The sequence below is a fragment of the Stenotrophomonas sp. 1L-E-5-B-C3 genome, assembly GCF_057292075.1.
In genome coordinates this window covers 18209-29803 of record NZ_JBXAWS010000009.1, presented here as the reverse complement: position 1 = coordinate 29803, position 11595 = coordinate 18209, and the positions used below count along the sequence as shown (strand labels likewise).

Sequence of the window (11595 nt, the reverse complement as noted above, 5' to 3'; positions counted from 1 at the left end):
CGGGTGGCTGTCAACGGGTTTCTTAGTAGTAAAGGGACGACCCTCAGCCCTCGGGCCTGAACACCGGGCAACGTCTCCTGGCCTGAATGGACCTCCAGGACGGCCCGTTCAGCTCCGCTTGACCGGAAATCGCCGGTTTCCGGTGGGTAATTGATTGAATTCCAAGGGATTGTGAATCCCGAAAAGCGTGCTCGCCACTGTCATCAAATCGCGCTACGGTAGGGCTCTGTTTGGGACCAGTGTTGCATCAATAGGATGCTGGAACTTTTTCCTCCTTTAGCAGTCCAAATCCCGGACTGCTAAGATGGGTGCCTATGAGCCAGAACACCTCTACTGCCCTTGTGGCAAACAATCTCCCGATTCCCAGTGCGCTCGGTTCGCTGGACGCCTACATCGGTGCCGTGCACCAGATCCCGGTGTTGTCGGTCGATGACGAACAGGACCTGGCCCGTCGCTTCCGCGACGGCAACGATCTGGACGCCGCCCGCGAGCTGGTGCATTCGCACCTGCGCTTCGTGGTGCACGTGGCCCGCGGCTACAACGGCTACGGCCTTGCCCTGGGCGACCTGATCCAGGAAGGCAACATCGGCCTGATGAAGGCGGTCAAGCGCTTCGACCCGGAAATGGGCGTGCGCCTGGTCTCCTTCGCGGTGCACTGGATCCGTGCCGAGATGCACGAGTTCATCCTGAAGAACTGGCGCATCGTCAAGGTCGCCACGACCAAGGCGCAGCGCAAGCTGTTCTTCAACCTGCGCAAGTCGAAGACGCGCCTGGGCTGGATGAACGCGGCCGAAGTCAGCGCGGTGGCCAAGGATCTGAACGTGTCCGAGCGCGAGGTCATGGAAATGGAGTCGCGCCTGTCCGGTCGCGATATCGGTTTCGATGCGCCGACCGATGAGGACAACGAGCACGCGCCGCCGTCGCCGGCCGCTTATCTCGTGGCCAATGACGAAGACCCGTCGATGGCCTACGAGCGTGCCGACAGCGAAGACAACCAGATGCAGCTGCTGCGCGAAGGCTTGGCCGAGCTGGATGCGCGTTCGCGTGACATCATCCGCCGCCGCTGGCTGGATGCCGACAGCAAGGTGACGCTGCAGGAGCTGGCCGACGAGTACGGCGTGTCGGCCGAGCGTATCCGCCAGGTTGAAGCCAATGCGCTGAAGAAGATGAAGGCGCTGTTCACCGCGTAAGGCGGGTTGGCGTTGAAGCAATGAAAGGGCCCGGCACTGCCGGGCCTTTTCTTTTTTGGGTGTTCAATCCACGCGTGGCGTGGATCTACCCCAGCTATTCAGAACCAGTAGATCCACGCCATGCGTGGCTGCAGTGCAGCCATGGTCTGACGCGATCAGCTATCGAACTGACGAGCTGATTCTGCTGGGATATGCGAAACGGCGCAGAAGGTGTGCACTCATCATGGCTCCGAAGGGAACGCGTGCAAAAGAAACACTACTGGAGGCGATATACGACGCTGCTGTGAGCCTGCACGGTCATGGCGTCATCGATACGCCTCGTTTGAAGATCTACGAGGCGCTTTGTCTTGGGCGTGATCCGAGTGCGACAGTTCGCGGGCAAGGAAATCGCGGCCGTCCACGGCGCGACCTGATTGAACACAACGACAGTGATTCGGGAGGAGGCCCGGCAAGGCCGGGCCTCCATCCACGCCAAGCGTGGATAACCTGATGCCGGCCTCACCCCTCGCGTGCGATCGCGCGCCAACCGATGTCGTTGCGGTGGAATTCGTTGGCCCAGCTGACCTTGGCCACGCCGGCATAGGCGTTGGCCTGCGCATCGCGCACGCTGTTGCCCAGTGCGGCCACGCACAGCACGCGACCGCCCGCACTGACTACGTGGCCCTGCGCGTCCAGCGTGGTACCGGCATGGAACACCTTGGCACTGGCAGGTACGTCGTCCAGGCCGGAGATCACATCACCGGTGATCGGCGACTCCGGGTATGGGCTGGCCGCCAGCACCACGCCGAGCGACGGCCGCGGGTCCCACTGCGCTTCCACCTGGTCCAGCCGGCCATCGATGGCGGCTTCCACCAGCTCCACCAGATCCGACTGCAGGCGCAGCATCACCGGCTGGGTTTCCGGGTCGCCGAAGCGCACGTTGAATTCGATCACCTTCGGCGCGCCGCTGGCATCGATCATCAGGCCGGCGTAGAGGAAACCGGTGAACGGGATACCGTCGGCAATCATGCCCCGCACGGTCGGGTTCACCACCTCGCGCATCACGCGAGCGTGCACTTCCGGCGTGACCACCGGGGCCGGCGAGTACGCGCCCATGCCGCCGGTGTTCGGGCCGGTATCGCCGTCGCCAACGCGCTTGTGGTCCTGCGAGGTGGCCATCGGCAGCGCATGCACGCCGTCTACCATCGAAATGAAGCTGGCTTCCTCGCCGTCGAGGAATTCCTCGATGACCACGCGTGCACCGGCATCGCCGAACGCGTTGCCGGAGAGCATGTCACGCACCGCGTCTTCGGCTTCGGCCAGGGTCATTGCGACGATCACGCCCTTGCCAGCGGCAAGGCCATCGGCCTTGACCACGATCGGTGCGCCCTTCTCGCGGATGTAGGCCAGCGCGGCGTCTACCTCGGTATGCACGGCGTAGAACGCGGTGGGGATGTTGTGGCGGGCCAGGAAGTCCTTGGCGTAGGCCTTGCTGCCTTCCAGCTGCGCGGCGGCAGCCGTCGGCCCGAAGATGCGCAGGCCGGCAGCGCGGAAGCGGTCGACCACGCCGGCCACCAGCGGCACTTCCGGGCCGACCACGGTCAGCGCTACGCCTTCGGCCTGCGCCAACGCCAGCAGGCCGTCGATATCGGTCACCTTCACTGCCGCGTTGCGGCACTTGTCTTCGCTGGCGGTGCCGGCGTTGCCGGGCGCCACGATCACTTCGGTGACACGGGAGGACTGGGCCAGCTTCCATGCCAGGGCGTGTTCGCGGCCGCCAGAGCCGATGACAAGAATCTTCTTCATTTGGGAAGTATCCGAACTGGGAATCAGGAAGGAAAACGGTGGTGGGGGAGGGGTACTGCTCAATCCTCGCGCTTCGGTGCTGCAGCGATGAGTGCTTTTGCTTCTGCTTCGAGCTGGCGGAGATCCTCATCTACTTCCTGCTCGGACACGATTCGGTCACCACTGCGGCGCTGTTCGTCGAACTGGCGGTAGCGCTCGGCAATGACTGTCGCCATCTGTTGGTGCGAGACCTGCCCCGCGCCCTCCAGAATCGCGCGCTCATTGAAGTCCAGGAACCGATCCGTCTGAGCAATCCAGTCCGACATCCGCATCTCGACGCGACGCTCGGCGCGGTCCTCGGCGAAATCCAGGAACATGGTTACCAAGCGGTTGAGTTGTTCCAGCTCTGGTTGCGCCAGATAGTTCTTGGAGACCAAGGCATCGGACTTCCTGATGCGGTCACCACTCCAGTGGGTCAGGCCGAGGGTCGCCGAGTCCGGATCGGCACGTTCGACGATCAACTGCGCGGCGGTGCGACCGGTGACAGCGTAGACAAGCTTGTTCTGGATCGTGGCGAAGAACGCTTTGGCCGTCTGTGCCGTACCGTCATAGTCGCTGCTGGTAGCTTTGAACAGGTCGCGCAGCGTCTGGTAGAAGCGCTTCTCGGAGCTGCGGATATCGCGGATGCGACGCAGCAGTTCCTTGAAGTAGTCAGCGCGCTCGGCATCCTTCAGCCTTTCATCGTTGAGCAGGAAGCCCTTGAGCAGGTACTCGGCCAGTGCTGAGCCTGCCCAGCGTCGGAACTGGCGACCGCGTGGTGACCGCACCCGGAATCCGACTGCCAGGATCAGTTCAAGTCGATAAAGCTGCGTCCTGTATCGCTTGCCATCGGCAGCAGTAGTCAAGTCAAACTTGACAACTGAATCGGCGGCAAGCTCGCCTTCCTCCAGGATTCTCCGCACATGCAGGCTGATGTTCTGTTTGGTCGTATCAAACAGTTCGGCCATCTCGCCCTGGGTCATCCACACCGTCCCCTCCGCAGCGCGCAGGTGGACCTCCGTCCGGCCGTCGTCGGTGCGGTAGAGGATCAGTTCGCCGAGGAAGCTATTCATGCTGGTCGATTACCTCACTCGCAGCCTTCGCGTCGCAGCGATTCGGGGAAGGAATAGGCCCAGGTCTTCGGGTCCAGGGTGAAGCGGTGTTGTTGCCGGACCTGCTTGCCACCGCAGGTGGTGCCGGTTTCGTCGATCAGCAGCGGCCAGACCCGCGCGCTGCGGTCGCTGTCGTCGAAACGCAGGGCGAAATCGATGCTGAAGCGGCGGGTGCGGCAGTCATTGGCGGTGTCCGGGTCGGTACTGGCGTCGACCGTGTCGCACTCGTACTGGGCGTCATTGTCGATATGGCTGCGCACGCTGCCACTGGCCACCAGGCCGTTCGGGCCCGGCAGGATCAGCGACTGCGAGAGCAGCGAGAAGCCCTGCCCGAACCAGCCGTCCTCGACGCGGAAACCATAGAAGTCACTGCCGGCGCGGATGATGCTGGCGGTGCCGGGCTGGCCGCCGCTACCGAAGCGCTCGCCGGTCAGTTCGCTGGTCACCTCGAAGCCATCGCCCTTGGGGCGCAGCACAAAGAACTCGATGGTTCCCGGGTCGATGTGCGCGCCATCGACCAGCGCACCGCACACGGCCAACAACTGCTGCCAGCTGTCCCCGCTCACCACCGGTTGTTCCGCGCAGACCTGCCAGTCCACCGCATGGGTATCGCCATCGTCGGTCCAGCTGCCGCGCCATTCAGCGGAGAGCGTGGCGTTGCTGCCGTAGCGCTGGACCAGGAAAGCCTGCAGTCGTGCGGTGCGGCTGACATGCTGCGCCGGTGAGGCGGGGGCCATCGCAGGCGCATCTGCCTTCGGGCTCGCGCTGGGCTCGACAGCAGGCTTGCAGCCGGCCAGCATGGCCGCGCCCGCGAGGGCGAGGGCGGCCAGCGATTTCATTGAAACTGTGGACATCCGTGTCGCTCCAGGATCAGTGGCGGAAGTGGCGCACGCCGGTGAACACCATGGCCAGGCCATGTTCGTCGGCGGCGGCGATCACTTCGGCATCGCGCATCGAGCCGCCCGGCTGGATGACCGCCTTGATGCCGGCGGCGGCAGCGGCATCGATGCCGTCGCGGAACGGGAAGAACGCGTCGGAGGCCATCACCGAGCCCTCGACCACCAGGTTCGCATCGGCGGCCTTGATGCCAGCGATGCGGGCCGAGTACACGCGGCTCATCTGGCCGGCGCCGACACCAATGGTGCGGTTGTCCTTGGCATAGACGATCGCGTTGGACTTCACGAACTTGGCCACCTTCCATGCAAACAGCAGGTCGGTGAACTGCTTGTCGGTCGGTGCCAGCTTGCTGACTACCTTCAGTTCGTCGCGGGTCATGCCGCGGTTGTCCGAGGACTGCAGCAGCAGGCCGGAACCCACGCGCTTGTTGTCGAAGTTGTTCAGGCCGTCGCCGTGCGGGATGCGCAGCACGCGCACGTTGGCCTTCTTCTGCGCGTATTCCAGCGCGGCCGGCTCGTAGTCCGGAGCGATCAGCACTTCGACGAACTGGCGGTCCAGGATCACCTTGGCGGTGGCTGCATCCAGCGGCTTGTTGAAGGCGATGATGCCACCGAAGGCACTGGTGGGGTCGGTGGCGTAGGCCAGCTCATAGGCATCGCCGTTGCCGGCACCGACGGCCACGCCGCACGGGTTGGCGTGCTTGACGATGACACAGGCCGGCGCGTCGAACTGGCGCACGCATTCCCACGCCGCATCGGCATCGGCCAGGTTGTTGTAGCTCAGCTCCTTGCCCTGCAGCTGCTGGAAGGTGGCCAGCGTGCCCGGCACCGGGTACAGGTCGCGGTAGAACGCGCCGCTCTGGTGCGGGTTTTCGCCGTAGCGCAGGTCCATCACCTTCACGAAGGTGGAATTCATCTGTGCCGGGTACTCGGCACGCACCGGCACCGCCGTGTCAGTAGCGGTGACCGCCGACAGGTAGTTGCTGATCGCGGCGTCGTACTGGGCGACGCGGTTGAACGCGGCCACCGAGAACGCGAAGCGGGTGGCGGCCGTCAGCTGGCCGTTGTTGGCCTCCAGCGAGGCCAGCAGTTCGGCGTACTGCGACGGGTCGGTGGCCACTGCCACGCGGGCGAAGTTCTTGGCCGCCGAACGCAGCATGGCCGGGCCGCCGATGTCGATGTTCTCGACCGCGTCGGCCAGGCTGCAGTCGGCCTTGGCGGTGACCGACTCGAACGGGTACAGGTTCAGCACCAGCAGGTCGATGGCACCGATGCCGTGCTCGGCCATGACCGCATCATCCAGGCCCGAACGGCCCAGCAGGCCGCCATGCACCATCGGGTGCAGGGTCTTGACCCGGCCGTCCATCATTTCCGGGAAGCCGGTGACGTCGGCCACGTCCTTCACGGCCAGGCCGGCATCGCGGATCGCCTTGGCGGTGCCGCCGGTGGACAGCAGCTCCACGCCGCGTGCCGCCAGCGCAGTGGCCAGCTCGACCAGACCGGTCTTGTCGGAAACGGAGAGGAGGGCCCGGCGGACGGGCAACAGATCAGCAGTCATGGGACAGAATCGGCAGCGGAGCGGGGCCGATATTGTAGGCGGTGGGGGCCGGTGGCGGGCGCCGCAGGAGCAGATTCGCCGCGTTCAAGGCCGGCTTGACCGTGATGGGCACGATTCGCGGGCTTGTCAGCCACCGCCGGGCACGGCACGGTGCCGCCTGTCCCCGTGTGCAGGATGCCGTCCCATGACCGTCGCCAAGCGCCTGCAGGCCGCCCTCGATGCCGAAGGGGCGCTGCTGTTCCTGGCCCGCTATGTGCGCCACGCGCGTTGTGGCCAGGTCGCGGGCTGGTGCGGCTCGGCCGATGTACCGACGCTGCAGGCTGAAGCCGCCGAGCGCTGGGGTGAGCAGGCTGAGATCCTGTCCTGGGACGTGCAGCGCCGTGAACGCCGGCGCTGGCGGCGGCTGGAGTTCAAGGTCTACCTGGACGACAACAAGTGCTGGTATGGCGATGCCATCGCGCCCTACCGGCGCGCGCCGAGCGTGGCCGAACTGCTGCAGGCAATGCACGCGCAGTGCTGGCTGGACCCGTTCGAGCTGTATCTGTACGCCGATGGCCTGGATGAGGGCGCCATCGTGCTGCCTGCCGGCGGCATCATCCACTTCCAGCGCTCGCCCGGCGGTGTGTACCGGCTGCTGGCGCTGCAGGCGGGGTTCGCCGATGTTGGGGCGCGGGAGCGGGCCGTGCAGGCGGTGCGCAATGCCATGCAGCGCAGCCATGACGCGGTCTGGTCGCGCTGCCATATTGATCCGCAGCTGCCATGGCAGGACTGGCTGGGCCCGGCGGAACTTGCCGGTACCCGTATTTGATGGGGTAGGCTGTGCCCGCACTGCCAAGGATCAGCGGGTACGGATCATGTCGATCTATGCATTGAAAGGACGTTTCCAGGACCTGTTGCGTCCAGCCGTACGCGGTTTGTACCGCATGGGGATCACCGCCAATACGGTGACCGTGGCCGCCGCCGTGGTCTCGCTGCTGGTGGCTGCCGCCGTGTGGTGCTGCGCGCCGGCCCAGCCCCTGCTGTACCTGCTGCTGCCGCTGTGGATGCTCCTGCGCATGGCACTCAACGCCGTGGATGGCATGCTGGCCCGCGAGTTCGGCCAGCAGTCGCGGCTGGGCGCCTATCTGAACGAGCTGTGTGACGTTATCGCCGACGCGGCGCTGTACCTGAGCCTGCTCAGCGTGCCGGGCGTGCGCCCGGAAGCGCTGTGGCTGCTGGCCTGGACGGCGGCCCTGAGCGAGTACGCCGGCGTGCTGGGGCTGATGGTCGGTGCCAACCGCCGCTATGACGGCCCGATGGGCAAGAGCGACCGCGCGTTCGTCATCGGCGTGCTGGGCCTGCTGCTGGCGTTTGAGTGGGTTGGCGCGACGACGGTCACTGGCGTGGCCGCGGCCATGGCGGTGCTGTGCGTGCTGACGATGATCAATCGCGTCCGTCGCGGACTGCGGGAAGCGGCGGTTTCGCCGAACTAATCAAGCAGATACAAGAAGACAATCAGGAGATTGCATGCGTCAGGCGCAGGAACGGGAATTCCACAGCTTCGACCAGGTACCGCTGTTCTACCGGTACTGGGCGGGCACCACTGCAACGCCGGCCACCAAGGCCATCGTGCTGCTGCACCGCGGCCACGAGCACTCCGGGCGGGTCACCCACCTGGTCGATGAGCTGGATCTGCCCGACACCGCCTTCTTCGCCTGGGATGCACGCGGTAATGGCCGTTCGCCCGGCGCGCGTGGCGATGCACCGGGCTTCCCGGCGCTGGTGCGTGATCTGGACAGCTTCATTGCCCACATCGGCGCTGAGCACGGCATCGCGGTGGAAGACATCGTGGTGATCGCGCAGAGCGTGGGTGCGGTGGTCGCCGCGACCTGGGTGCACGATTACGCACCGCGCCTGCGTGCGCTGGTGATGGCATCGCCGGCGTTCAAGGTGAAGCTGTACGTGCCGTTCGCTCGTGCTGGGCTGACGCTGATGCAGAAGCTGCGCGGCAACTTCTTCGTCAACAGCTACGTCAAGCCGCAGTGGCTCACGCACGATCCGGCACGGGTGGAAAGCTACCGCACCGATCCGCTGATCACCCGGCCGATCTCGGTGCGTGTGCTGCTGGGCCTGTATGAAGCCGCCGACCGCATCGTCGCCGACGCACAAGCGATCAGCGTGCCGGTGCAACTGCTGGTGTCCGGCTCTGACTTCGTGGTCCATCGCGGCCCGCAGGATCGCTTCTACGAGCGCCTGTCCAGCCCGATCAAGGAGCGCGTGCACCTGCCCGGCTTCTTCCACGACACCTTGGGCGAGCGCGACCGTGCACCGGCGCTGGCGCGCATCCGCAGCTTCATCCAGGCGCGCTTCGCCGAGCCGCCGCGCGAACTTTCACGGCGCGACGCGCACCGGCATGGGCCGACCTTCGAGGAATCGGAGATCCTGGCCTGGCCGCCAGAGCGCAACAGCCTGGCCGACCTGCGCTGGCGTGTGGTGCGCGGCGGCCTGCGCTTCGGTGGCACGCTGTCTGAAGGCATCGCGCTGGGCCTGGAGACCGGTTTCGATTCGGGCAGCACGCTCGACTACATCTACCGCGACGAAGCACGCGGCAAGGGCCCGCTGGGGCGCATGATCGACCGCAACTACCTGGATGCGATCGGCTGGCGCGGCATCCGCGTGCGTGGCAAGCACCTGCAGGAGCTGCTGCGCGATGCCGCCCAGCGCCTGCGCGGGCAGGGCGCGCCGGTACGCGTGCTGGACGTGGCCGCTGGTCATGGCCGCTACGTGCTGGAAGCGCTGGGAACGGGCGAGCAGCGTGCGGACCGCATCGTGCTGCGCGATTTCAGCGATCTGAACGTGACCCAGGGCAGGGCGCTGATCGAACGCCTCGGCGCGACCGATATCGCCCGCTTCGAACAGGGCGATGCGTTCGATCCGGCGCAGCTGGCCAAGGTCGATCCAGCACCGACGCTGGCGGTGGTGTCTGGGCTGTATGAACTGTTCCCGGACAACGATGCGGTGCTGCGATCGCTGCAGGGGATTGCCGCGACGGTGCCGGTCGGCGGCTACCTGGCCTACACCGGCCAGCCGTGGCATCCGCAGCTGGAGTTCATCGCGCGCGCGCTGACCAGCCATCGCGATGGCGTGGCATGGGTGATGCGCCGTCGCACCCAGCACGAGATGGATGAGCTGGTGCGCCTGGCCGGCTTCCAGAAGGTTGCACAGCGCATCGACGACTTCGGCATCTTCACCGTGTCGCTGGCGCGCCGGGTCGCGTGATGGCGACGCTGGCAGCGACCCCACTGGCCAGCGAGGCGCGTCCCTGGCGACGCGCCCTGCTGTGGCTGGCCCTGCTGGGGCCGTTCTTCTTCGCCAGCTATGGTTTTGCCAACTGGATGGCCGGGCGCCATGCCGAACTGCCGGTGATGGCGTTCGGCTGGGAAACGCAGATTCCGTTCGTGCCGTGGACGATCGTGCCGTACTGGTCGATCGACCTGTTCTATGCGGTCTCGTTCTTCCTGTGCAGGCGCCGGCTTGAACTGGACCGGCATGTGCTGCGCCTGCTCAGTGCGCAGCTGATCGCCGTGGCCTGCTTCCTGCTGTGGCCGCTGCGCTTCAGCTTCCAGCGGCCCGAGATCGATGGTGTGTTCGGCTGGTTGTTCGATGTGCTGCTGGGCTTTGACAAGCCGTTCAACCAGGCGCCCTCGCTGCACATCGTGCTGCTGATCGTGCTGTGGGTGAAGTTCGCGCAGTACCTGCATGGCGCCTGGCGCGGGGTGCTGCACGTCTGGGCACTGCTGATCGGCATCTCGGTGCTGACCACCTTCCAGCATCACTTCATCGATATTCCCACCGGGCTGCTGGCCGGCTGGCTGTGCGTGTGGCTGTGGCCGGAGCAGGGCACGCCGCCGCTGCGCGCCTGGCAGACCGCTCGCGACCCCCGGCGTTGGCGATTGGCAGCGCTCTACGCGATTGGCGCCGGCCTGCTGCTGGTGCCGGTGGTGATGCTGCGCGGTGCCGCGCTCTGGCTGTTGTGGCCGGTAGTGTCACTGTTGCTGGTCGCGCTGGCCTATGCGGGGCTGGGCACGGCCGTTTTCCAGAAGCGCAGCGATGGCCGGCTGACGATGGCTGCGCGCTGGTTGCTGGCGCCGTATCTTGCCGCCGCCTGGATCAATTCACGGCTGTGGACGCGACGCGCGCCGCAGCCGGTCCAGGTGACCGATGAGGTCTGGCTGGGACGCCTGCCGTGTACCGCGCTGCCGGCGCCGCTGCGGGGCGTGGTCGATACCTGTGCCGAGCTTTCCTGCTGCGCGCCGGGTGCAGCGTATGCCAGCGTGCCGATGCTGGACCTGGTGGTGGCGACCCCCGCGCAGCTGCGCGACGCTGCCGATGCCATCGAGCGCCTGCGCACGCACGGGCCGGTGCTGGTCTGCTGTGCGTTGGGTTATTCGCGCAGTGCGGCCAGCGTGGCGACCTGGTTGCTGCGCAGTGGTCGTGCGTGCAACGTGGTCGATGCCGTGGCGATGGTGCGCGCGGCGCGGCCGTCCATCGTGCTGCACGAGGTTCATCTGCAGGCCATCGCGGCCGCCGCCACGCAGGAGAGAACAGCATGAGTGCCGGACCCGATCTGCCGATGATGCACCTGCTGCTGCGCCAGGGACGCCTGCCTGCGGCATTGTCGCTGGGCCTGCTGCTGGTGGCGCTTCTGCTGTTGGGCATCGAGCCTGGGCTGGCGATGGTCGCTGCCGGCCTGCTGTTGCTGAGTGTGGTTGCCGGCGTACTGCAGGCGTACTACGCGGTGCGTGTGCAGCTCGATGCCAGCCTGTTGCGGCTGTTGCAGCAGGAAGCGCTGCAGGGTGAGCAGGCCGCGCAACGGGTGGATCAGGCGCTGCACACGGCCGGCCTGCGCAGGCTGGACGCGCAGGCGCCGCTACGCGGCTGGGACGCACGCTGGATGGGCATGCGCCGTCTGCTGGTACGCCAGTTCGCGGCAACGCTGCTGCAGTTTGCCGCGCTGCTGCTGGCCGTGCTGTGGCCGCAGACCTGAGGGGAGACGA

10 protein-coding genes are annotated in these 11595 nt (G+C 66.1%); 6 read left to right on the top strand and 4 right to left on the bottom strand.

Annotation, left to right across the window (positions count from 1 at the left end; all coding sequences use genetic code 11):
- The first annotated feature begins 314 nt into the window (after positions 1 to 314).
- Complete coding sequence (rpoH, locus tag AC0Z6F_RS13115; protein ID WP_006397457.1) at positions 315 to 1190, top strand: RNA polymerase sigma factor RpoH; 876 nt, start codon at positions 315 to 317, stop codon at positions 1188 to 1190.
- A gap of 498 nt (positions 1191 to 1688) precedes the next feature.
- Here the strand turns inward: rpoH and purD are convergent, their stop codons facing one another.
- Genes purD through purH form a run of 4 tightly spaced genes read right to left on the bottom strand, consistent with a single transcriptional unit; the run spans position 1689 to position 6559 of the window.
- Positions 1689 to 2975: a phosphoribosylamine--glycine ligase gene (purD, locus tag AC0Z6F_RS13110; protein WP_012512281.1), complete on the bottom strand. Its 1287-nt coding sequence runs from the start codon at positions 2973 to 2975 to the stop codon at positions 1689 to 1691.
- Between the two features lie 59 nt (positions 2976 to 3034).
- Complete coding sequence (gene rhuM, locus AC0Z6F_RS13105) at positions 3035 to 4066, bottom strand: RhuM family protein (protein WP_006397453.1); 1032 nt, start codon at positions 4064 to 4066, stop codon at positions 3035 to 3037.
- A 14-nt stretch (positions 4067 to 4080) separates the two neighbouring features.
- Positions 4081 to 4959 (bottom strand): hypothetical protein, encoded by an 879-nt coding sequence (locus AC0Z6F_RS13100; protein WP_071229356.1) that lies wholly within the window; start codon positions 4957 to 4959, stop codon positions 4081 to 4083.
- Positions 4960 to 4975: 16 nt separating this feature from the next.
- Positions 4976 to 6559, bottom strand: a complete 1584-nt coding sequence (purH, locus tag AC0Z6F_RS13095; RefSeq protein WP_012512279.1) for a bifunctional phosphoribosylaminoimidazolecarboxamide formyltransferase/IMP cyclohydrolase — start codon at positions 6557 to 6559, stop codon at positions 4976 to 4978.
- A gap of 184 nt (positions 6560 to 6743) precedes the next feature.
- Here purH and AC0Z6F_RS13090 point away from each other — a divergent pair, with 184 nt between their 5' ends.
- From AC0Z6F_RS13090 to AC0Z6F_RS13070, 5 genes are read left to right on the top strand one after another with little or no spacing between them, the layout of a single operon-like run.
- Positions 6744 to 7367: a hypothetical protein gene (locus tag AC0Z6F_RS13090; protein ID WP_065723559.1), complete on the top strand. Its 624-nt coding sequence runs from the start codon at positions 6744 to 6746 to the stop codon at positions 7365 to 7367.
- A 46-nt stretch (positions 7368 to 7413) separates the two neighbouring features.
- The gene (locus AC0Z6F_RS13085; protein ID WP_100469733.1) at positions 7414 to 8031 is read left to right on the top strand and encodes a CDP-alcohol phosphatidyltransferase family protein; all 618 of its coding nucleotides are present in this window, start codon (positions 7414 to 7416) and stop codon (positions 8029 to 8031) included.
- A gap of 34 nt (positions 8032 to 8065) precedes the next feature.
- On the top strand, positions 8066 to 9817 hold the full coding sequence (locus tag AC0Z6F_RS13080) for a bifunctional alpha/beta hydrolase/class I SAM-dependent methyltransferase (protein WP_100469730.1): 1752 nt from the start codon (positions 8066 to 8068) through the stop codon (positions 9815 to 9817).
- Positions 9817 to 11151 (top strand): phosphatase PAP2/dual specificity phosphatase family protein, encoded by a 1335-nt coding sequence (locus tag AC0Z6F_RS13075; RefSeq protein WP_100469727.1) that lies wholly within the window; start codon positions 9817 to 9819, stop codon positions 11149 to 11151. Before AC0Z6F_RS13080 ends, AC0Z6F_RS13075 begins: the two co-directional genes overlap by 1 nt.
- Positions 11148 to 11585, top strand: coding sequence for a hypothetical protein (locus tag AC0Z6F_RS13070; RefSeq protein WP_006397202.1), 438 nt, complete (start codon positions 11148 to 11150; stop codon positions 11583 to 11585). Before AC0Z6F_RS13075 ends, AC0Z6F_RS13070 begins: the two co-directional genes overlap by 4 nt.
- Positions 11586 to 11595 lie beyond the last annotated feature (10 nt).